This window comes from Ruegeria sp. THAF57, assembly GCF_903914075.1.
Lineage (GTDB): Bacteria > Pseudomonadota > Alphaproteobacteria > Rhodobacterales > Rhodobacteraceae > Ruegeria.
Genome location: NZ_CAIWNQ010000002.1, coordinates 280069 through 300550 on the forward strand (window position 1 = coordinate 280069; position 20482 = coordinate 300550).

20 protein-coding genes and 1 tRNA gene are annotated in these 20482 nt (G+C 55.2%); 12 read left to right on the forward strand and 9 right to left on the reverse strand.

The genetic code is table 11. The features are described from left to right. The first annotated feature begins 6 nt into the window (after nt 1-6). From RUESEDTHA_RS05395 to RUESEDTHA_RS05410, 4 genes are read left to right on the forward strand one after another with little or no spacing between them, the layout of a single operon-like run. On the forward strand, nt 7-1032 hold the full coding sequence (locus RUESEDTHA_RS05395; protein ID WP_180885072.1) for an ABC transporter substrate-binding protein: 1026 nt from the start codon (nt 7-9) through the stop codon (nt 1030-1032). Next, a complete protein-coding gene (locus RUESEDTHA_RS05400; RefSeq protein WP_180885074.1) occupies nt 1033-3249 on the forward strand; it encodes an iron ABC transporter permease in 2217 nt (738 codons plus the stop codon). After that, nucleotides 3246-4316: an ABC transporter ATP-binding protein gene (locus RUESEDTHA_RS05405; protein WP_180885076.1), complete on the forward strand. Its 1071-nt coding sequence runs from the start codon at nt 3246-3248 to the stop codon at nt 4314-4316. The genes RUESEDTHA_RS05400 and RUESEDTHA_RS05405 overlap by 4 nt, the downstream gene beginning before the upstream one ends. Continuing rightward, nucleotides 4317-4883: a histidine phosphatase family protein gene (locus RUESEDTHA_RS05410; protein WP_180885078.1), complete on the forward strand. Its 567-nt coding sequence runs from the start codon at nt 4317-4319 to the stop codon at nt 4881-4883. 3 nt (nt 4884-4886) lie between these two features. Here RUESEDTHA_RS05410 and RUESEDTHA_RS05415 read toward each other — a convergent pair whose 3' ends face one another. After that, nucleotides 4887-5678 (reverse strand): inositol monophosphatase family protein, encoded by a 792-nt coding sequence (locus RUESEDTHA_RS05415; RefSeq protein WP_170789607.1) that lies wholly within the window; start codon nt 5676-5678, stop codon nt 4887-4889. 561 nt (nt 5679-6239) lie between these two features. On the opposite strand from RUESEDTHA_RS05415, the gene RUESEDTHA_RS05420 reads away from it, so the two are divergent. Next, nucleotides 6240-7253, forward strand: a complete 1014-nt coding sequence (locus tag RUESEDTHA_RS05420; protein WP_180885080.1) for an alpha/beta hydrolase — start codon at nt 6240-6242, stop codon at nt 7251-7253. A 933-nt stretch (nt 7254-8186) separates the two neighbouring features. On the opposite strand, the gene RUESEDTHA_RS20995 is transcribed toward RUESEDTHA_RS05420, so the two are convergent. The 5 genes from RUESEDTHA_RS20995 to RUESEDTHA_RS05445 all read right to left on the reverse strand — a co-directional run bounded on the left by RUESEDTHA_RS20995 (nt 8187) and on the right by RUESEDTHA_RS05445 (nt 12516). Then, a complete protein-coding gene (locus tag RUESEDTHA_RS20995) occupies nt 8187-8288 on the reverse strand; it encodes a DUF2474 family protein (protein ID WP_171239245.1) in 102 nt (33 codons plus the stop codon). Beyond that, nucleotides 8285-9286 carry a cytochrome d ubiquinol oxidase subunit II gene (gene cydB, locus RUESEDTHA_RS05430; protein WP_180885082.1) on the reverse strand — a complete coding sequence of 334 codons (1002 nt, stop codon included), beginning with the start codon at nt 9284-9286 and terminating at the stop codon, nt 8285-8287. The genes RUESEDTHA_RS20995 and cydB overlap by 4 nt, the downstream gene beginning before the upstream one ends. Further along, nucleotides 9286-10668, reverse strand: coding sequence for a cytochrome ubiquinol oxidase subunit I (locus tag RUESEDTHA_RS05435; protein WP_180885086.1), 1383 nt, complete (start codon nt 10666-10668; stop codon nt 9286-9288). The genes cydB and RUESEDTHA_RS05435 overlap by 1 nt, the downstream gene beginning before the upstream one ends. Before the next feature lie 397 nt (nt 10669-11065). Continuing rightward, nucleotides 11066-11356 (reverse strand): glycine zipper domain-containing protein, encoded by a 291-nt coding sequence (locus RUESEDTHA_RS05440; protein ID WP_170637607.1) that lies wholly within the window; start codon nt 11354-11356, stop codon nt 11066-11068. 152 nt (nt 11357-11508) lie between these two features. Further along, nucleotides 11509-12516 (reverse strand): AraC family transcriptional regulator, encoded by a 1008-nt coding sequence (locus tag RUESEDTHA_RS05445; protein ID WP_180885088.1) that lies wholly within the window; start codon nt 12514-12516, stop codon nt 11509-11511. A gap of 137 nt (nt 12517-12653) precedes the next feature. Here RUESEDTHA_RS05445 and RUESEDTHA_RS05450 point away from each other — a divergent pair, with 137 nt between their 5' ends. The 3 genes from RUESEDTHA_RS05450 (at nt 12654) to RUESEDTHA_RS05460 (ending at nt 14507) form a co-directional block, all read left to right on the forward strand. Continuing rightward, the gene (locus RUESEDTHA_RS05450; protein WP_171239242.1) at nt 12654-12851 is read left to right on the forward strand and encodes a hypothetical protein; all 198 of its coding nucleotides are present in this window, start codon (nt 12654-12656) and stop codon (nt 12849-12851) included. A 61-nt stretch (nt 12852-12912) separates the two neighbouring features. After that, entirely contained in the window at nt 12913-13293 is a 381-nt protein-coding gene (locus tag RUESEDTHA_RS05455) for a hypothetical protein (protein ID WP_180885961.1), read from the forward strand. Further along, nucleotides 13290-14507 (forward strand): HlyD family secretion protein, encoded by a 1218-nt coding sequence (locus RUESEDTHA_RS05460; RefSeq protein WP_180885090.1) that lies wholly within the window; start codon nt 13290-13292, stop codon nt 14505-14507. The genes RUESEDTHA_RS05455 and RUESEDTHA_RS05460 overlap by 4 nt, the downstream gene beginning before the upstream one ends. A gap of 322 nt (nt 14508-14829) precedes the next feature. On the opposite strand, the gene RUESEDTHA_RS05465 is transcribed toward RUESEDTHA_RS05460, so the two are convergent. Continuing rightward, nucleotides 14830-15417 carry a TetR/AcrR family transcriptional regulator gene (locus tag RUESEDTHA_RS05465; protein WP_180885093.1) on the reverse strand — a complete coding sequence of 196 codons (588 nt, stop codon included), beginning with the start codon at nt 15415-15417 and terminating at the stop codon, nt 14830-14832. An 87-nt stretch (nt 15418-15504) separates the two neighbouring features. Here RUESEDTHA_RS05465 and RUESEDTHA_RS05470 point away from each other — a divergent pair, with 87 nt between their 5' ends. The 3 genes from RUESEDTHA_RS05470 (at nt 15505) to RUESEDTHA_RS05480 (ending at nt 17248) form a co-directional block, all read left to right on the forward strand. Next, nucleotides 15505-16134, forward strand: a complete 630-nt coding sequence (locus RUESEDTHA_RS05470; protein ID WP_180885095.1) for an NAD(P)-dependent oxidoreductase — start codon at nt 15505-15507, stop codon at nt 16132-16134. A 12-nt stretch (nt 16135-16146) separates the two neighbouring features. Next, entirely contained in the window at nt 16147-16617 is a 471-nt protein-coding gene (locus tag RUESEDTHA_RS05475; RefSeq protein WP_171126097.1) for a DUF1772 domain-containing protein, read from the forward strand. 223 nt (nt 16618-16840) lie between these two features. Beyond that, on the forward strand, nt 16841-17248 hold the full coding sequence (locus tag RUESEDTHA_RS05480; protein WP_180885098.1) for a cupin domain-containing protein: 408 nt from the start codon (nt 16841-16843) through the stop codon (nt 17246-17248). Between the two features lie 1106 nt (nt 17249-18354). On the opposite strand, the gene RUESEDTHA_RS05485 is transcribed toward RUESEDTHA_RS05480, so the two are convergent. Both RUESEDTHA_RS05485 and RUESEDTHA_RS05490 read right to left on the reverse strand, forming a co-directional pair. Then, nucleotides 18355-18735, reverse strand: coding sequence for an Arm DNA-binding domain-containing protein (locus RUESEDTHA_RS05485; protein WP_370456764.1), 381 nt, complete (start codon nt 18733-18735; stop codon nt 18355-18357). A gap of 120 nt (nt 18736-18855) precedes the next feature. Then, nucleotides 18856-18945, reverse strand: a tRNA-Ser gene (locus tag RUESEDTHA_RS05490). Between the two features lie 365 nt (nt 18946-19310). Here RUESEDTHA_RS05490 and RUESEDTHA_RS05495 point away from each other — a divergent pair. Continuing rightward, a complete protein-coding gene (locus RUESEDTHA_RS05495; RefSeq protein WP_219635816.1) occupies nt 19311-20384 on the forward strand; it encodes a FecR domain-containing protein in 1074 nt (357 codons plus the stop codon). Nucleotides 20385-20482: the final 98 nt, after the last annotated feature.

A 20482-nucleotide genomic window follows, 5' to 3' on the forward strand; every position in this document is an offset into this window, starting at 1 on the left:
GAAAAAATGAGGAAATTGACATCCACTGCGGCTGGATCGCTGATTGCCCTGACTGCGTCACTGTCGGCAGCACAGGCCGATAAGCTGACACTCTATTGTTCGGCGCAAGAAGATTGGTGCCAACTCATGGCACGCAGCTTTGAAGATGCGACTGGCATCGACGTCAACATGACCCGAAAATCGTCGGGCGAGACCTTTGCACAAATCCGGGCCGAAAGTTCGAACCCGAAAGGGGACGTTTGGTGGGGCGGTACGGGTGATCCGCACTTGCAGGCCGCCGAAGAGGGCCTGACAATGGAATACATGTCGCCGATGCGTGATCAATTGCACGATTGGGCGATTTCTCAGGCCGAAAGCGCGGGCAACAAAACGATCGGCATTTATTCAGGCGCGCTTGGGTATGGCTACAATGCCGACCTTGTCGCTGCAAACAATCTGCCCGAACCGGCCTGCTGGGAAGATCTGCTGAAGCCCGAATACAAAGGCCATGTTCAGATGGCGAATCCGAACTCATCAGGTACGGCCTATACGACGCTGGCCTCAATGGTGCAGATCTTCGGCGAGGATGAAGGCTTTGAGTTCATGAAGGGCCTGCATTCGAATATCAACCAGTACACCAAGTCAGGCTCGGCACCGATCAAAGCCGCCGGTCGTGGTGAGAACACCATTGGTATCGTCTTCATGCATGACGCTGTGAAGCAGGCCGTTTCAGGATTCCCGATTAAGGTCGTCGCACCATGCGAGGGCACGGGATACGAAATTGGTTCGATGTCGATTATCGACGGAGCGCGCAACGAAGAAGAAGCGAAGAAGTTCTATGACTGGGCACTGTCCCCGGAAGCTCAGAACCTTGCTCTTCAGGTCAACGCGTTTCAGGTACCATCGAACAAGGGTGCGGAAACTTCGGATAGTGCGCCTGACATGAGTCAGATCAAGCTGATTGACTATGACTTCAAAAAGTATGGTTCCTCAGACGAACGGAAGCGCCTGTTGCAGAAATGGGACGAAGAGGTTTCGACTCTGCCGCAGTAAATGATTGACCAGACTTCAAAAACGACCCATCCGGTTCTGATCTTCTGGATCACGGCCGGGTGGGTCGGATTCTGCCTGTTGCCCTGGTATATGGTCGACGGCGGCCTTTGGTCGTTCGAGTGGCTTTTGGACGGCTACCCATTCGATGAGGATTATGCCCCCGCTGCGTTTCTGATTGGACAGGGTGAAAAACTTTGGCTCGCTCCGCTCCTGATCGCGCTGGCCCTGCCGCTTCTGGTGCTGAAGCGCACCAAATCCGATCCAATTTATGCCAGCATACTGATCCTGTCAGGGGCGCTTGGTTTCGGCTGGCTGATCGCTCAGGGGTTCAGCATTGGCATCAGAGGCTTCAACTTCAATTGGTTGGAGGCGATGTTTGGCGAACTTGGCGACCGGCAGTTCGGCATGGGCTACGGTGCAATGATATGTGCCTCAAGCTTTCTGTTCCTGCTTACTCAGGGTATCGCGGCAAGGGGTGCCATTAACGGTGACGTCTTTGTCGTAAGCGCCATCGGCGGCGTTATTACAATCGTCACCGCTTTTGTCTTTTTTCCCATCGCGAAGATGCTTTTCGCTGCCTTCATCACCGAAGACGGTGCGTATTCCATTGCGGTATTCTTCTCGAAGTTTTTCGATGATCGACTGTGGGGGCTGGGGTGTTTTCAGGGATCGCGTTGTGGCGCCGCCTGGAATTCACTGTTCCTTGCCATCCTCGTTGGAGTCATCACCACGGTCCTGGGGCTTTGCTTTGCACTGGTTGTGACGCGTTCAGGCTTTCGCCATAAGCGCGCGCTGCGAGCTTTGACCGTTCTGCCAATAATCACCCCGCCGTTCGTGATCGGCCTGGCGCTGATCTTGCTTTTCGGCCTGTCCGGGTCGGTCACCCGGTTCTTTGCCGAGCTTTTCGGCACGCAACCGACACGCTGGCTTTACGGAATGCCAGGCATCCTGATCGCGCAGACACTCGCGTTCACGCCAATTGCGTTTCTTGTACTGATTGGTGTGGTTGAAGGCGTCTCTCCGTCGATGGAAGAAGCGGCCCAAACGCTCCGCGCCAGTAGATGGCAGACATTCAAGACGGTTTCCTTGCCCATGATGCGGCCCGGTCTTGCAAACGCATTTCTTCTGGGCTTCATCGAAAGCATGGCCGATTTCGGCAATCCGCTTGTGTTGGGCGGGAATTTCGACGTGCTTTCGACCGAGATATTCTTCGCCATCGTTGGCGCTCAATACGATCAAGGCAGGGCCGCGATTCTGGCTATGGTGCTGCTGTTTTTTACTCTTTCCGCCTTTTATGCGCAGCGTGTCTGGCTGGGGAAGAAAAGCTACACAACCGTCACCGGCAAAGGAGATGCCGGCGTTCATCCGCTGATGCCGACTGGCCTTTCAGTTCCGGTCCTGCTCATCGCTCTGGGCTGGGCGCTGTTCACAATTGTTGTTTATGCGATGATCATTTACGGCAGTGTCGTCGAGTTGTGGGGTGTCGATAACTCGCTGACGATCAAACACTATGTCACCGCATTCTCCGTACGTTTCGAAGAAGATAGCATTCGCTGGACCGGTGCCGCTTGGGACAGTTTCTGGACTACCATAACGATCGCGGCCATTGCTGCCCCATTGACTGCCGCCGTTGGTCTGGTGACCGCTTATCTGCTGACCAGGCAAAGTTTTGCAGGCAAGAACGCTTTCGAATTTGGAACAATGTTGTCCTTCGCTATCCCCGGAACAGTGATCGGCGTCAGCTACATCCTGGCCTTCAACGTTCCGCCAATTGAAATCACGGGTACTGGTGTCATTCTCGTTGTCAGCTTCATCTTCCGTAATATGCCGGTTGGCGTTCGTGCGGGGATAGCGAGCATGTCGCAGCTGGACCGCAGCCTTGATGAATCCTCGCTGACCCTTGGTGCAAACTCTTGGCAGACGTTCCGAAATGTCATCCTGCCGCTGTTGCGCCCTGCGATACTTGCTGCGCTTGTTTACAGTTTTGTCCGTGCCATGACGGCGATCTCGGCTGTCATCTTTCTGGTCAGTGCAGAATATGACATGGCGACCAGTTACATCATCGGTCGGGTCGAGAATAACGACTATGGCCTTGCGATCGCCTATTCGACGACGCTGATCTTTGTGATGCTCGCGGCGGTCGGTTTACTGCAACTACTCGTTGGCCGGGTCCAGATTGGTCGACGCACGCAACACGGAACGGAGGCATCGCGATGACCGACACCAAAATCGGTTCCAAGGCCGCCCCGGTACGCTTTGAGAACGTGTCGAAAGTATTCGGTAAGGACGTCGTCGCCGTCGACAACATCAACCTGCATGTCGAGGCAGGAAAACTCGTCACATTGCTTGGTCCGTCAGGTTGCGGAAAAACAACGACTCTGCGCATGATTGCTGGGTTAGAGATGGCAAGTTCGGGCAAGATCCTAATTGGTGATCGGGATGTGACCAAATTGCCCGCCACCGACCGCGATGTTTCCATGGTGTTCCAGTCCTACGCGCTGTTCCCTCATATGAGCGTGTTGGAGAATGTGAAATATGGCCTCACATTCTCGGGCTTTGCAAAGGATGAAGCCCGCAGCCGCGCTCTATATGGATTGGAACTGGTCGGTCTTCAGGGGTTCGACAACCGTCTTCCCTCTGAACTCTCAGGGGGCCAACAACAACGTGTTGCCGTCGCCCGCGCGCTGGTTCTTGAGCCTCAGGTTCTGCTGTTCGACGAGCCGTTGTCCAATCTCGATGCCAAGCTTCGCCGTCAGGTGCGAGAGGATATTCGGGCAATCCAGCAAGATCTTGGTTTGACAGTTGTTTACGTGACCCACGATCAGGAGGAGGCACTGGCGGTCTCGGATGAGATTGTTGTCATGCGCAACGCAGCGATCGCCCAAATGGGCACACCACGCCAGCTTTACGATGCCCCGAACGACCGATTTGTTGCCGATTTCATAGGTGAGGCAAACCTTTTGAATTGCCAAATCGTCGATATCAATGGAGACGCGGCAACGATAGAAATAGAAGGCTACCGCCACACGCTGCCACGTCGCGGTTTGTCAGAAGGAAACGCAACCATTGCTGTGCGACCCTCACGCCTGGTGATCGGCTCAGACCAAGGCATACCAGCCAAGGTGGCTAAGGCGACCTATGTTGGCGTTCGGATGGAATATACGCTGATCGGTGCATTCGGTCAGGTTTTTGCCGTACACGATGACGTCGATGCGCCGCTTGATCCCGGCACCGAAATCAGAATGGGTTTTGCTGACAAAGGGCCCGTTCTTTTACCGGGTTAAATGCCTAAACTCATAATCATCACACACCCCGAGGTCTCTGTCGATCCGGCCGTCCCGATAACTGAGTGGGGCTTGAATGCCTTGGGCCGTAAACGCGCTGCTGAATTTGCAACCAGTGGAATCCTGTCCAACGTCACGCAGATATGGACCAGTGGCGAGCGGAAAGCCCGCGAAACAGGTGAGATTCTTGCTGCACCACGAACGCTGCCCGTGAATTGCAACTTGGGTCTTGGTGAGAACGACCGCAGCGCAACCGGTTACTTGCCTCGATACGATTTCGAGGCAGCGGCCAATGTTTTCTTTGCTCAGCCGGAAAGTAGCTATCGCGGTTGGGAACCAGCGACCGAAGCACAGATACGCATTCATCGGACAGTCACTGAGATTATCCAGTCGCATGATGCCGGGGATCTTGCAATCGTAACGCATGGAGCAGTGGGCACATTGCTTTGGTGCGCACTCTCGAATTGTTCGATAGACCGCAAGCACGACCAACCCTCACAAGGCCATTTCTGGCAGGCTGATTTAGCTACGCTCAAGCCCGATTCATGTTGGGTCTCTTTGGCATAGGCGCTAAGCTTTCCAAGCGTTCTCTGCGATCTCACACAACGTCTCGAACACATCTGGTGTCCCCACGATCACGCGCCCGCCGTCTCGGATCATCGCATCGGCGTTCTGATCCTCGACAACACCACCCGCTTCCGAAACCAGCAATTGCCCAGCCAGACAATCCCAAGCATTCATGTGCTCCTCCACGTAACCCAGAAGGCGCCCGGCAGCGACGTAAGCCAGAGAAAGCGCTCCGCTGGCGTTTCTGTGAAACATCGCCCCTTGCTCGATCAGATCCTCGATAACGGGTAAGACATGACGGCTCTCAATCCGGTTCGAGTATCCCACAGCAACAGTTCCGTCGTGCAACGGCACTCCTAACGCGACGCTTATCGGTGATCCGTTAAGTGTCGCTGTTTCTCCGCGAGTTGCGACAAAAGTTTCATCTACATTTGGATCATGGATCACACCAATCTCCGTTTGGCCTTCAGTGACACCAGCCAGAACAATGGTCCATGCAGGAATCCCGTTCACGAAATTCGTGGTCCCATCAATTGGATCGATGACCCAGTCAAAGTCACTCTCTCCGGCTACCGCGCCATGCTCTTCACCGTATACGCCATCTTTGGGCCACGCCTCCGCGATCCTTTGACGAATGAAAGTCTCGACGTTCCTGTCCGCCTCGCTCACCCAGTCCTGAGCGCCTTTTTGATCAACAATAAGATTGACCCGATCTGCAAAGAACTTTTTGGCAAGTAGCCCAGCCTCCTCGCAGACTTCGGTGGCAAAGTCTCTGCGTTCTGAAAGTCGAGACATAGGTGCTCCTTTTTCGGTCGGAGAGTTGCCCAAAAACATTGTAGGCCAAGCGAAGACTTGGCAACCACATAGTCTTTTCGCTTGCTTCAGGTGCCAATATTGGCTCCACAAACCCTGAGTTCTTAGTGTCTACGATCTTCTCCGCGATCAACCTCCCGATCGATAGCTCTCTAATTTCCGTTTGCATTGGATGTAGAACCGACTTGCAGAAGCGCAGATAAGATCCTGAAACACCCACCCTTTGAATGTCGGCTTACTTGCCGGCGCTCAATTTGGTCTGTGCGTGCAACAAAGGTCGGCACTCCATTCGAACCGCAAATCTGAAGTGTCCGCATTGGGCTGCGAGCGGCCCATCATGCAAGTCGCAGAGAAATGTAACACGAGCCCAGAGCGGAAGTGCAAACGGCAAACTTTGCCATCTTACGGCAGAAGATAAATTCGCCCATCACTAGAGGAGTTGAGTTTTCTCCAATCGAGCGGTTACGCTGTAAGTCCCTTACAAATTAATTGCATGACCCTTTTCCGTGAAACCCTGTCTCAACATTTACGCGAGGTTCCGAATTGCAAAAGTTTAGCAAACTCAACGTAGGTGCTCTGGCCGTTGTCTTCCTTTCACATGCATTGATTGGTGCCCCTCTTGAAGCGCAGGAGGCCGCCCCGGAGACGTATGCGCTGGAAGCAGACGTGGTTTATGGACAGGGAGTCGTGACGAAAGAGGGTAAGGAGGTTTCGCGCGACTTGTGGATGGATATCTATCATCCGACCGAAGCCACAGCCACAGCCACGCCGCGACCTGCTGTAGTCCTCACCTTCGGCGGCGCATTCCATCGCGGCAGTCCGCGGCTTACGTTTCAATCGGGTGGTGCTCAGGATACCTCGATGGGCAATTATTGCCGTCGGTTTGCCGCGCGGGGCTATACGTGCTTTGCAATCGATTATCGGCTGACACCCGAAGGGCCTGTGCCATCAGGGGAAGGTTATCAAGCAGATTGGATCGCACCCGAAAGTCTGTTGCCACTATTGCCCCAAGCCAACCACATTCGGGGCACTATGGGCCTGCCGCCGCTTGATTTCAGCATCCCCGAACAAGAGAAGACAATGGTTGATGGTGTGATCTCGGCCGCCGAAGATTTGCGCAAGGCTGTGCTGCATATCCGGGAATCCGCTGCCACTTACAATGTCGACCCGAACCGTATTGTGCTTGGCGGGTTTTCCGCAGGCGCAGTGACGTCTTGGAATGTTGCACATGGCATGGGAGTTCCTGTCTCCGGTGTCTTTCTCCTTTCCGGAACTGATGCCGGGTTTGACGTGAACAAGGCGGTTACAGCTTCGTCAGACAGACCGCCGATACTCATGTTCATGGGTCAGTATGATCTGGCTGGCGCGTTGTCTTCAGTTCCCCTCCTTATCGCTCACTACGAAGAAGTAGGTGTGGAGCATGAGTTTGCGTGGGTGCCGGGCTTTGGCCATTTCTATCCTGCTGGCGCAGCCAGCTTGGGTGGCGATGCAGTGAGCATGTCCGTGGAAGGTCGGATTACCGAGTTTCTCGAACGTGTCATTGGCACCGGGCAATGACGTCAGGCAATGTCATTCAGAGGCGCTGTCTATGAAAGACGAGACGCAACTTCGTCGGCATCTAGGAAATTGCAAAGTCTACGTTTGAATGTTTTCTTTGGGCTGATTGTGGTCCTTTAGAGCAAGAATGCGGATGGCTGCAAAGTCCGCAGAGCCGACATTCAGGCCTGATGCAGCGAACGGACGCTCTGAGCCCGAAGCGGAAATTCACCGCCTATGGCGAAGTGAGTGGTTTTGGACGATTTTGCGTTAGCCTGATCCCAAGTAGCAGTGACAAACATCCGAAAGCCAATCCCATAGCGAGGGCATTGGCTACGAAGATGCCGCCAAACAAGGATATAGCTGTTCTTCCTGCTTGTTCGATGGACGTGTCTACTACGATCGATACCCAGTCTTGAAGGTATAGCGCAAATAGGACCGAGAGCCCTATGGGCGAAATGATAAGCGCTGTGCCGAGAGAGGCCAATCCTCGGCCGAAGACGGCCCGCAGTGTCGACCCTTTCAGTACGATCGAAGCTGTGGAAGTAAAAACGACAATTGCAGAGAACAGGGCGAGTAACAGGTCCATAATTGGGGGTAGGTCTTTCGAGACCGCCCCGCTGACGGCCGAGGTGAAGGGCAATAGAACGAAGGTCACAAGCCCTGCAGCAACGAGCCCTGTGCATAGCTTTGGCAACATGTCAGGCGAACCTCTACCGCCGTAGTTCTTTTTTGCTGGTATGGGCAGAGCCGGGTCAATCTGATTCCACTGCACAGACATTGGTTTTGCACGAGAAAGCATAAAAGCCCCCTTGAATTGTTGAATTTGAGACGGCTCAGCCAGCCGCTTTTTTTGGGAATCTGGTAGGCCGGAACGGAGTTTCTTTCGGCGCTTGGACTAATATCTGCGTGATCTAGACATGCCGACGCGCGAACATTGGTGTCCTTGCCATTTCAAATGATGAACAACCTGATTACGTAAGCGACAGTCGCTAGGCAAAAGACGCTGCCGAACCAGATCGCGCTGAACCAGAAAACTTGCTTTAGCAATTTCAATGGTAGCTCTCCTCTGGATCGATCTTTCCGCGGAAAACCCAGTACGTGTAGGCGGTGTAGGCCAAGATCACGGGCAACAGAATGACGGCTCCGACCAGTGCGAAAGCCAAACTGCTATTTGGCGCTGCGGCTTCGGCAATCGTGAGGCTTGGGGGTAGCATGTAGGGATAGAAACTGGTCCCAAGGCCAATGAAGCACACGACGAACAAGGCAATGGCGCAGAAGAAGGGCAGATAGTCGCGCTGTGTCTTCAGGCCGCGATGAAGCATCCATGCAATGAGAGCAACAACAGCTGGCACACACACAGAGAAAACGACACCGGGCCAAGAAAACAATTTGATCAGATAGATTGGATCTTGGAGCGGGGTCAAAAGACTGACTAGGCCAATCAACCCGAGCGTAATGAGCATCAGCGGGCGGGCAAAAGAACGCATTTGGTGCTGTATCTCGCCCTTGGTTTTCATGTTGAGCCAGGTTGCTCCCAGCAAAGCGTAACCTATCACCAAGGCCACACCCGTCAGGATAGAGAACGGCGTCAGCCAGTCCCATTGTCCGCCTGCATACAGCCGATCCTCGACCGGGATACCCTGGACCAGCGCGCCAAGCGCGATGCCTTGGCAGAAGGCGGCTAGGGTTGACCCGCCGTGAAACGCAACATCCCAGAGCCAGCGTCCGCGCACCGTTCGCCACCGGTATTCGAAGGCAACACCGCGGAAGACAAGCGCGAGAAGCATCACGATAACGGGCAAGTAAACCGCGGGTATCACCACAGAATAGGCCAGCGGGAAAACGGCGAACAAACCTCCGCCTCCCATGACCAGCCAAGTCTCGTTCCCGTCCCATACAGGCGTAACCGAGTTCATCATGACATCGCGATCTTTGTCGGTTTTTGCGAACGGAAAGAGGATCCCAACTCCAAGATCGAATCCGTCCAGGATCACATAGGTCAGAACGGCAAAAGCAATGATGCCCGCCCAGATTGTCGAGAGTTCAAGCATTACGCTGCCTCCGCCAAAATAGAGATTTCAAGGGGTTTGTTACGTTTCTGGAAACCTTCGACAGGTGGTTTCCCCATGAGGCGCAGCATGTAGAACGTGCCCGCTCCGAACACAGTGAAATACACGACGATGAAGGCTACCAAAGACGCGGCAACTGTAGGTGCATCCACTTGTGACAGTGAGTTCGATGTCCGCATCAGCCCGTATACCGTGTACGGCTGGCGCCCCACTTCGGTGGTGATCCAACCGGCCAGTACCGCCACGAACCCGCTGGGCGCTATCAGAACGGATGTCCGGTGCAGCCAGCGGTCGTCGTTGAGGCGGCCGCGAACCCGCAGAACAAGCGACCACAGGCCAACGCCTAGCATGGCAAAGCCGATGGCGAGCATGATGCGGAAGCTGTAGAACACGATCGCGACTGGGGGTTCCTCGTCGTCGGGGATAGTGTCCAGCCCTTCAAGCGGAGCATTGGGGTCATGTTTCAGTATCAGCGAAGATAGTTTCGGGATTTCGATGGCATAGTCCACGCGCTTTTCTTCTTCGTTCGGAATGCCGAACAGGATAAGGGGTGCCCCTTCGGGATGGCTGTCGAAGTGACCTTCCATCGCCATTACTTTCTGCGGCTGATGCTCCAGCGTGTTCAAACCATGAAGGTCGCCGGCAACGATCTGCACAGGAGTGACCAGAACGGCCATCCACATTGCCATCGAAAACATTCGGGTGACCTCAGCCGTGCGATTGCGGCGTAGCAAGTGCCAGGCCGCAACCCCGGCTACCACAAAAGCAGTGGTGAGATAGGCGGCAAGAACCATGTGTGTCAGGCGGTAGGGAAAAGACGGATTGAAGACAATCGACCACCAGTCGACGGGAATGAACTGCCCCAGTTCGTTGATGTCGAACCCGGCCGGGGTCTGCATCCAGGAATTGACCGACAAGATCCACGTAGCCGAAATCAGAGTGCCGAGAGCGACCATCGCCGTGGCCATCATGTGCAAGCCGGGACCGACGCGTTCACGACCAAAGAGCATGATGCCGAGGAACCCAGCCTCAAGAAAGAAGGCCGTCATGACCTCGTAGGCCATCAAGGGTCCGATTACGGGACCTGCGGTGTCCGAGAATACGCTCCAGTTCGTGCCGAACTGGTAGGACATAACGATGCCAGAGACTACACCCATGGCAAATCCTACGGCGAAAATCTTTTTCCAGTAGTTGAAAAGGTTGAGGTAGACCTTGTCCTTGCGCCACAGCCAGAGGCCATTGAGAACGGCCAAGAAGCTTGCCAAGCCAATGGAAAAGGCCGGAAAGATGATATGAAACGACACAGTAAAGGCAAACTGGATGCTTGCCAGGGTCTCTGCGTCGAAGTTTGCGAACAGGTTCATTGCCGTTTCCTTTGGCATTGGGTTGTAAAGTGCGGCAGTGAACAGAGGCGTCTCGGCTGCCAACTCGTCGATGTCATTCAGATGAGCCGGATTTGGGGTGGTGTCTGGTTCAGTTCGTTTGGGTTCTGGACGGTTGTTTTTGGGTTTTGGACAAAACCCTGGTCGAGATGGGCGACTGAAATTTGAAACCGCGAGCGCCTCATACGTGTGACGTTCGACGGCCCAAAACAAAATTGCCACCCGGCTCGATTACGAGCTGGATGGCAACCTCTCAGAAACTGTGCGAGTTCTGTGGGGGATGGTCAGTCAAACTGCGTCCGGATGCTAACAGCGCAGGCTGACCGGTCAGGTTTGTTCGGCTGTGCTTCTCCTTTTTTGCTTCAATGGGGGTGGTGTATTAGTCATTCCAGTCTTTGTGTTCTTCTTTGAAGTCGTCGCGACGCTCTTGGGCTTCGTCTTGCGCGTCTTCGAAATTGTCCTTTTGGATCGCACCGCCTACGGCTCCGACTGCGGCGCCAGCGGCCGCACCACCTACGATGCTTTCGCCTGCGATACCGGCGACAGTGGCGCCGACAACTGCACCCTTGATCGCCTTGTCGGTGACGTAGTCAGCATTTGCTGTTGCCGCCATGGTGATCAGAAGTGCGCCTGAGATCGGGGCGATAAAGAATTTCTTCGAGGTCTTCATAGGGTTCATCCTTGTTCTGGGTTAGCAACCACCGCGGCTGCTGTGTGCCATTGAACTAGGTGACCCGATGGCCCGCTTTCTTTTGGAGACGGGACAAGGTTTTGTGGATCTTGGACATCTTCCGCCCGCACACGCTGCAGTAGGAAGGGACCCTAGCGGCCAGCTTTACGGAACCTAGCGGGTGTTTCACCTGTCCAGCGCTTGAACGCCACCGAAAAGGCGGCCTGATCCGCAAATCCAAGCATGAAGGCGACGCGGGCAACACCTTCTCCACTACGAAGCATCCGCTTGGACAAGTCGCACAACACCCCTTCCAAGAGGGCTTTGAAGCTTGTTCCCTCGGCCGACAGATGTCTGGTCATAGTGCGTCGCGTCAGTCCAAGTTCTCCGGCAATATCGTCGCCGTTTGGTATCGGTCCGGGAAGACGCTCTCCGAGCATGTCCACAATGCGGTCGGACAGGCTTCGGACTGCATCAGGCTGAGCCTTCAATTGTTCTTCCCCGTGCCGACGTAGATGACCCAACAGAGTAGGGTCTGCCGTTGGTATCCGAAAACTCATGCCGTTTGAGGGCAGAGCCAAGGCGTATCCGGACTTGAAACCTAAGACTTCACATCCCGCCAAATCGGCCAGCAGCCGGCAGTGCTCGGCATCGTCCGTTTCCAAATCGATAGCGATCGGGGCAAGCCCACCAGAGGTGATTTGTTGAACGCGCTTATAAAGACCGAATATCAGCATTTCACGGTGGCGAGGGTATTGATGCGCCGGGATTACATTGCTTTCCAGAGTGATCTTTGGCTCTTCGGGTGCCCCCACTACGTCAAGGCGCAAGTCAGGGTCTTGCATTGCATAAAAGCGCTGCGTCAAGGCCAGCGCGTCCTCCACCGTTTCGGCTGCCCGTACGATGTATGCCAAAAGCGTTCCGGGACCTTGCGCCGACAACCCCACGCGCGCGGCAAAGGTTTTGTCTTCCAAAACCCGGCACGCAGTTTCAACTGCGCCTGCTTCATGCAGCAGCTCAACAGTGGCGTCGGGGCTGTCGAGGATATCAGAGGGTGCCCCCGCCATTTCCAAGACTTCAGGAAACGGAATACGCGCGCCGGGTTCTTGCGAATAGCGCAGCCCGACATTTTGCAGTCTGTACGCGCTGATGCGTGGCACTTTTGCGTCCTCCCCTGATTGGCACGCAAACCCTTGCAGTCGCTGCAATTGTCCAAAAGCCAACAACAAATGTCCAGAACCCTAAGGATCGGGGGCGTGACGACGGTTAGGTCCGGGTCATCAGAAAGGACAAGGCAATGATCTACTTCGCAAGGTACTACCGCGTATTCAAGGCAATCCACGACTCTGCCCGACAGGAATGGTCCGGCGGAAACATGCGCGGCTTGGACACTTCGTCACTTGGCGAACAAACCCCGAATGGGCGTCGCTGGGATCCCCCCTACACGCTGCCTGCACAGCCTTCGGAACCCTCACAACAACCGACCGAGAATTGACGTTCTTCGGACACTTTCATCTTCGCGCACGGAATGGCTGCGCAACAAAAGGACCTGAAACATGAAACCACCCGCGTTCCTGATGGCGCCTATGCTTGGGCTCATCTCAACCCCCGCCTTCGCCGCTGGCGGCGATCCCAGATGGTGGGTTGCGCCCAATCAAACCGATACCTATGCATGGGTAGGCTTGGTCGTGCTCGCCCTTGCGATCCTGCTGGTCGTGCACCTGTATGCGCGCTTTGAACGCTATACCGAACACAAATCAATCGGCACTCCGCTGCGGACAACTATTCCGACGATGCTGACCGTGGCGCTGGCGTATGAGCTGATGCCTGCGCTCAGCCACTTTAGCAACCTGCTGCCGGGCGCCCTGATCCTGACCGCAATCGCTCGCGACTTCATGCTGTGGTGGCGTCCATCGAAAGAGGAGATTGTGAAATGATCGAACTTCTCGTCACATCTTTTCCGTTTGTCCTGCGCGTGATCTATCTGAAATGGCGCGGGATGCCCGTAACGCTCTACAACGTTCACCGTGCCGTCTTTATGTGGTTTGTACTGGCCCTGATCGTCTTTTTTGCGGTGTTCTACTACTATCCCAAATCCTACACCGGCCTTGTTCCGTTCCGGACTGTACCTGTCGTGGCCGAAAATGGTGGGACCGTCACGGACGTCTTCGTAAAGGGCGGAGACCATGTCGAGCCCGGTGATCCACTGTTCGCCGTTGAGAACGCGTCTGAGCAGGCTGCGGTTGATTTCGCGCAGCGCAAAGTCGAGGAAATCGAAAGCGCGAAACTGGCCGCCGAGTTGCAAGTCGAAACGGCACAGGCCGTTCTGGACGCGGCGCTCACCGCCAGAGAGCAGGCAAAACTGGTTCTGTTGGATCATCGTGCTTTGCAGGCCAAAGGATCTGCCGCGTTTCAGGTTAGCCAGTTGGAACGCGCCCAGGCGACCTTGGATACGCGTGAGGCAGAGGTTGAGGCCGCTGAGACACAACTGGGTGTAGCGCAAGTTCAGGCAAACGCCGTTTTGTCAGCCCAGCTTGCGTCGGCGCGTGCGTCGCTGAAACAGGCCCGGGTGGAACTGTCCAAGACATTGACGCTCAGCTCGGTAGACGGTGTGGTTGAGCAGGTCACGCTCAACGTTGGATCGCGTGCCGCGCAGGCGGCCATGAGCCCAGCCATGCTGATCGTCCCTGACCGCAAAGAGGCCGAGCGTGGACGTATCGTGGCCGGGTTCTCGCAGGTATCCCGCACCGAATTGTACGAAGGCATGGCGGCGGAAGTGGCCTGCGAAAGCAACTTCAACATCTCGATGCGCAATACGGTTCTTCCAGCAAGGATCGTGCGTATTCAAGAGTCGATCTCTTCCGGCCAGCTTGCGCCCAGCGGTCGACTGATTGAGCCCAGCGAAAAGGCAAAACGGGGTCAGATCGTTGTCCATCTTGATCTTGTACACCCCGAACACCGTGATCTTCTGGTGCCCGGCAGCGGCTGTATTGTTCAGTCCTACACCACCAGTTTCGAAGGGGACATGGAAGGGACACTTGTCGCGCATGGGATCCAAGCCATGGGTATCATCAAGGCGGTTGGTCTACGGGTCAAAGCCTGGTTTGGTCTGACCTCGGGCATCGGCCTGATCGGTGGCGGACACGCCTGATTTTTAAAAGAATCTCCTATTCAGTAAACACGGCTCCCGATAAATGTAGGGAGCCGTTTCTGCTATTTTTGGGCATGCCGCATGCCAAAAAAGGCGATTTCTTTCGGTGTTTTCTGCTGCGCTGCGAACGGTTCGAAAGACCGCTCAAGCAGTCTTTTGCAGCAAAGTGGCAGCTAAATACACTAGCCCGGAATGTCAGCTTTGTCCGCAGAGCGGTCACTAAGTCTGAACGCAGCGAAAGACGGCACTGAGCCCTGAGCAGACATCGCATTGATACGCCTGCGTTCGTTACAAACTGCAGTTCGAAAATGGTCGAAGTTCTTCAATTCTTTACCAGAAGCGCCGCCTCAGAAAGCCTCGTAATCTGGCCTTCATATTCTGCTTGCGACCAGCCACAGTCGCGTACCAAATGTTCCCAGTTTTCAACCGACAAAAGCGTCCACAGCAGATCGGTTGCCATGTCCTCGTTTAGATCCGCTCTCAGCATCTTGTCTGCTGCCAAAGCCCCTACTGCCGCGACACACCCATGCCTGACGGCTTGCATCCGGCCGTCCCAAGCCGCCGCGGCCTCGGCATCATTGTCGCACATACTGCGTAGAGCGACGGACAAGCCGTGGATTTCGGGAATGTAGCTGCCCCATGCTGAAATGAAGGACGCCAGCCGGGCTCGGCCAGAAGTGGCTGCCCTGCTGTCGGCTAGTCGCGCATCCACGTCCTTGATGGAATCAATATGCCGAGTCGTGGCAATCAGCAGCTCTGCCCGCGTCGGAAAATGTAGGTAGAGCGCTTGACGGCTTATGCCGACCGCCTTTGCGATATCGGTCATACGAACCTTTTTATCCCCGGATTCCAACAGGTTCCAAGTGCAATCGAGGATGCGGGCACGGGTATCGGATGAATCTCTTGACATAATGTCAAGTTAGATATTATTGACACCATGTCAACTTTACATCGTGTCAAGTGATTGACCGGCAACACCCTCGAAAGGAGAACAACAATGAAAGTTATCGTATTTGGCGCCACAGGGACCGTAGGACGACTCGCCGTCGAAGACCTGCTAAAGGCAGGCCACACCGTCACTGCCTTTGCGCGTTCGCCGCAAAACCTGAACATAAGTGACCCGAACCTGCGCCTTGTCGCTGGCGATGCTATGAAGCTCTCTGACGTAGCAGACGCCGTTGCGGGGCACGAGGCTGTCGTCGTTACCCTTGGCGCCGGGATGTCGCGCAAAAGCAAAATTCGCTCGCAAGGCACCATGAACGTCATCAAGGCAATGCAGACCCACGGGGTCCGCCGTCTTATTGCACAATCCACTTTAGGTGCCCGCGATAGCTGGCCAACGCTGAATTTTTGGTGGAAGCATGTGATGTTCGGTGCCCTACTCGCGCCCGTTTTCCGCGATCATGAGTTGCAGGAGCAACTGGTGGAGGCCAGCGGTTTGGACTGGACCATCGTCCGCCCCGGGGCCTTCACCGACAAGACGACCGCACGCCCTGTGATCGAGGATGTGCCGACTACGGCCCGTGGTCTTGATCTGAAGATTGCCCGCGGAGAGTTGGCCCGTTTCCTGACGCGTCAGCTTTCCGACCGCAAATACATTGGCCGGGCCGTTGGCTTGTCGAGCTGAGGAGCAAGGACCATGGAATGGATATTGATGATCGCCGGTCTTGCCGTCGCGCTGGTTGCGGGCGTGTTTCTTGGCTTCTCCGACTTCATAATGCGGGGGTTGGCACAAGCCCCTGCATCCCAAGGGGCCGCGGGCATGGTTGGGCTAAACCGAACAGTCTATCGGTCAGTCTTTATGGTACTGCTCCTGGGGTTGGTGCCAGTGTCGGGTGCCCTTAGCCTCCTAGCGGTCTGGCAACTTCAAGGCGCGGCAAAGGTGCTGACTTTAGTTGGGGCCGCTGTCTACCTGGTTGGTGTATTTGCCGTAACCGGTGTGGGCAACGTTCCAATGAATAAGCGCCTTGACGCGATGGATGGCCAGACGCGCGAAGTCGCCGATTATTGGCCGCGCTATGCACAGCGATGGACGCTGCTGAACCACGCAAGAACCTTCTCTTCGGGACTAGCGGCTATTTGCTGGCTGGTAGCAGCATTGACAAATTGAGGCAGAGTAGGTGGGCGCTAATTGCTACCGAGGAGCCATCTGCCAGAACGTCAGCTTTGTCCGCAACTCGGACGTAGATCCCGCTCAAACCGATGACCGGTTCCAGTCGCGCTACGGGCATTCGACAATGATGCTCAGATTGCCGCGTCGAGCGGGCCCGCTTCTGGGTTTGTAATCGGAACTCTGCTAAGTCCCCAAGAGCAGCGCAACTAAGGAGAAAATCATGAAAATTCACCATGCCGGGGACCGGCCCTCTCAAATTCCCGGAAATGAGTATTTCACCGGCACGGTCCGCTTTGATCCTATTGTTACAGGGAATGATCCCTCGCCGGTCAAGATCCTCACTGTGACTTTTGAGCCAGGTGCACGGACAGCTTGGCACACGCATCCTGCCGGTCAAACGCTGCATGTTTTGTCGGGCTTGGGGCTGGCAGGATCTGAGGGGCAGCCAGCGCAGGTGTTGCGCCCTGGCGATACGGTGTGGTTCGCGCCGGGAGAGCGGCATTGGCACGGCGCATCGCCAGACTGTGCGATGACCCATCTGGCTGTGCAGACGTCTGTCGAGGGCAAGACTGCGGATTGGATGGAGCATGTCTCAGACGAGGATTACAGCGCAGCGCGCGCAGAGTGAAGCGCTTGGGCCTTGCCGAGCAAGTCGCAGCGGAGTGACCCTTGTAGAGCTCTTCCTGACCAATTCTACGCCCATCTAAAAGGATGAAAAAATCTTTCGCCTTCGGAGCGCGGCCGTCGGTTCGCCCCTGAAAGGCCCGCACCGCGCGTTTTCACTTTTCTGGATTTCTGACCTCCTCAGCCACCCAATTACCCTGCAAAATCCCATCGCTGCAGAATGTCCCTCGCCCGTGCCATTCTCTGCGCGTTGGCCACAACCTCATGCGCTCCGTCGCGCAACTCCTCATCGAGCAGAAAAGTCTCCTCATACCCACATGCATTACAGGCGGCTTTCTCACCTGTAATCACCGTATCTGGCGATCCGCATTCTGGGCATCGTGCCTGGACGTCATCGTTGAACATATAGCGACCTCTCCTTTGTTTACCGATTGCCAGAACCGGGTCCGCCCGCCAACATCGCTGATTGGCGCATCCGCTTGAACTCGTCTGGGGTGACGGTCCCGTTGCTGACATCGATACCTTTTGGGATGCGCGCTCTCTTGTGTCCGATCGCGCGAACGCTGCCCCTTGTTATCTCCAGACAGGTCGACTCGTAACATGTAAGCCCGCTTGTGTTGATTTGGATGGCAGTCTGACCGTTTGCATCAGTTACCAATGGAGCCTGGGACGGTGGGTTGCAGGCTGAAACCAGCAACGCGAACCCAGAATAAATCCATCTTTTCATATGAATTTCCTTTTTCTCTAAAATAGGCAGGCGGCGGTTCAGTCAAATCTGTCGTGTGGCAGTTTCTAGCGCATGGAAGCCTCTCACGAAATATCATCGCTTGACCGAATGGAGTCCAGTCTAGCAGCCTGCGGTTCACACTGGCTCTGGGGTGAGAAGGACACGACAGATTCCATGCAGAGCTTGGACATCCGGCGATGGACGAGAGAAGGCTTTCTGGTTCCCAACCAAACTTTCGGTTGGCGATAGACCTCTGAAGGTAACCCAGTTGCGATTATCAACGTGATCGTAAGGGCTGATGCGCTCCAGTTGCGATATCGTTCCAGATGCGAGACCGAAGATTGGCGGGATATGAATTACTCAAAAATTCTTTGATAAAACTTTCACACGGAAAAACTTGGAACGGCCTGCTTAACTTTTGGTGCTGCTTGTCGACCAAAGGCTGCTTTCTGCGAGAAAGCAGCCTCCAATACTGAATATCCGTTAGCCATCCTACGGTACTCGAGGGCTCTTTCCCGCGCTTGATTCAGAGTGACGACATCAGCGCCGCCCAAACCGAAGTCCGTTCTCAACGGTGCGCCCCTGCGGTTCTTCTGTCCTTTGACTGTTGCGCGTACAATCCAGCGCCGTGCGCCCGACGGATCGACAACAAGGTAGAGGCCAGACCCGTCGCCATGCCGACCCGGACCGAGATTCTCTACCAGCTTCTTTGTCAGCTTTCCGCTTAACGCAGCCAAAAAAATACCACAAAATATACCACTCAATGAATCACAATAGAGGTAATTCAGTAAAACTCAAGATGGCACCAAGAGACAGTAAGTGCTGATTTTTTATGAATAAACGTCGTGTTAAACATTCCATACCAACCCACTATAATGGATGGATGGCGGAGACGAAGGGATTCGAACCCTCGAGACGGTTTCCCGCCTACTCCCTTAGCAGGGGAGCGCCTTCGACCACTCGGCCACGTCTCCGCTGGCGGGTATATCCTTGCCTGCGCACCAGATACAAGGCGATTTTCCTGCCCTTCGCCAATTTTCTAAAAACCGACACTCATTTGATATTCCAAGCTGGGTCACATGCAAATGCATGGCAGAGCAGCCCCCGCTCGATATGCGCCCAAGCCAATGAAAAACATGCAGAAAGTCAGGATACTTGCCAAAAGCACGATGTTTAAGGCATATTTGGTCAGACATATTTTAAGCCATATCAATAAAAAGACTGATTTTTCAGAGGTTCAAACCGGGCAGTGAGCACATCGCTCACGACATATTCTATTTGGGGGAATAGACGCTTGGCCTGGTTCAGAGTTTTATTTGTTATTCTTTGTGTGTCTCTTATGCCTGTTCAGGCGATTGCCAACATCGGGACGGTTATCGGAGTTAAACAAGGCGCCAAGATCACACGCGCCGGAAATTCGCAGCCATTGGAATCGGGAATGGAGGTCGTCTCGGGCGACGCGATATCCACTGATGGCAATGGATTGGTTCAGTTGGTTTTTGTCGATGAGACAAAGATCGCGATTGGCCCGAATGCCAGTATGGTTCTGGATGTGACAATGCTGCGCGGCAACCGCAAGGCCAAGTCATTTGCAGTTCAGGCACTCGGCGGCAGCTTTCGGTTTATCTCGGGCAAAAGCAAAAAACGGGCCTATTCGATCACAACCCCAACGGCGACCATGGCAGTCCGTGGCACAACCTTTGACATGTGGGTCGTTCCCGGCACGCAAAGCGCCATGCTGGTACTGGAGGGCAAAGTCGAAATGTGCAGCCTGAGCGGGAGCTGCCGTTCCACCGGACGCCAGTGTAGCCTGTTCGCGACCACGCAAAGCGGTCAGGTCGGGCGTCCAGCCGACCAGCAGCAATACGAGATGGCCCTGCAGAACGGCTTTCCCTTCATTCAGTCGCAAGAGCGGTTGCTGGCCCCACTTCAGGTCGACATAGGCGGCTGCACAGCAGAAGCTGTTCCCATCACGCCGAAGTCTGACGCGATCGAGCCGGTCGAAATCCGCAGCGAACGCGAAGCACAACCCGAGCCAGAGTCGCCACGTCCCCAGCGCAGCGAACCAGCGCGCGAAGCACCCCGAGAAGCACCAAGCCGACCCGAACCAAAAAGCCAGGCCCCTGACAACGGAAGGGGTAATGGCGGAAACATCGGTGGCAATAGCGGCGGTGCAACCGGTGGCGGTGGGAATATCGGTGGTGCTGGTGGCGGCGACGGCGGTGGCGGCAGCATTGGTACAAATGGCGGCGCAGCCGGTAGCGGCGGCAGCATCGGTGGCGGAGGTGGCGGCGCACCCGGCGACGGCGGCACCATCGGTGACGCCGCGGATAGCAACGCCGGCGCAGGTTCTGGCAACGGCCCCAATAGTGGCAGTTCCGATGGAAATGGGGGAAACTTTGGGGGCAACTAAGGCGAAGGATGAACAATGATCATAGCCACGGTCATACAGAATCCTTAGCTCGGAAGAGAAAAACAGACATGCCCGAGAACGACAACCAATGCGTCGGG

What these genes read in the sequence shown, in the direction of transcription:
- cydB (WP_180885082.1), bottom strand. Translation starts at nt 9,286, where the DNA reads ATGCTTGAACTCTCGACAATCTGGGCGGGCATCATTGCTTTTGCCGTT.
- RUESEDTHA_RS05405 (WP_180885076.1), top strand. Translation starts at nt 3,246, where the DNA reads ATGACCGACACCAAAATCGGTTCCAAGGCCGCCCCGGTACGCTTTGAG.
- RUESEDTHA_RS05480 (WP_180885098.1), top strand. Translation starts at nt 16,841, where the DNA reads ATGAAAATTCACCATGCCGGGGACCGGCCCTCTCAAATTCCCGGAAAT.
- RUESEDTHA_RS05415 (WP_170789607.1), bottom strand. Translation starts at nt 5,678, where the DNA reads ATGTCTCGACTTTCAGAACGCAGAGACTTTGCCACCGAAGTCTGCGAG.
- RUESEDTHA_RS05470 (WP_180885095.1), top strand. Translation starts at nt 15,505, where the DNA reads ATGAAAGTTATCGTATTTGGCGCCACAGGGACCGTAGGACGACTCGCC.
- RUESEDTHA_RS05450 (WP_171239242.1), top strand. Translation starts at nt 12,654, where the DNA reads ATGATCTACTTCGCAAGGTACTACCGCGTATTCAAGGCAATCCACGAC.
- RUESEDTHA_RS05475 (WP_171126097.1), top strand. Translation starts at nt 16,147, where the DNA reads ATGGAATGGATATTGATGATCGCCGGTCTTGCCGTCGCGCTGGTTGCG.
- RUESEDTHA_RS05440 (WP_170637607.1), bottom strand. Translation starts at nt 11,356, where the DNA reads ATGAAGACCTCGAAGAAATTCTTTATCGCCCCGATCTCAGGCGCACTT.
- RUESEDTHA_RS05495 (WP_219635816.1), top strand. Translation starts at nt 19,311, where the DNA reads ATGCCTGTTCAGGCGATTGCCAACATCGGGACGGTTATCGGAGTTAAA.
- RUESEDTHA_RS05455 (WP_180885961.1), top strand. Translation starts at nt 12,913, where the DNA reads ATGAAACCACCCGCGTTCCTGATGGCGCCTATGCTTGGGCTCATCTCA.
- RUESEDTHA_RS05460 (WP_180885090.1), top strand. Translation starts at nt 13,290, where the DNA reads ATGATCGAACTTCTCGTCACATCTTTTCCGTTTGTCCTGCGCGTGATC.
- RUESEDTHA_RS05410 (WP_180885078.1), top strand. Translation starts at nt 4,317, where the DNA reads ATGCCTAAACTCATAATCATCACACACCCCGAGGTCTCTGTCGATCCG.
- RUESEDTHA_RS05400 (WP_180885074.1), top strand. Translation starts at nt 1,033, where the DNA reads ATGATTGACCAGACTTCAAAAACGACCCATCCGGTTCTGATCTTCTGG.
- RUESEDTHA_RS05465 (WP_180885093.1), bottom strand. Translation starts at nt 15,417, where the DNA reads ATGTCAAGAGATTCATCCGATACCCGTGCCCGCATCCTCGATTGCACT.
- RUESEDTHA_RS05395 (WP_180885072.1), top strand. Translation starts at nt 7, where the DNA reads ATGAGGAAATTGACATCCACTGCGGCTGGATCGCTGATTGCCCTGACT.
- RUESEDTHA_RS05435 (WP_180885086.1), bottom strand. Translation starts at nt 10,668, where the DNA reads ATGAACCTGTTCGCAAACTTCGACGCAGAGACCCTGGCAAGCATCCAG.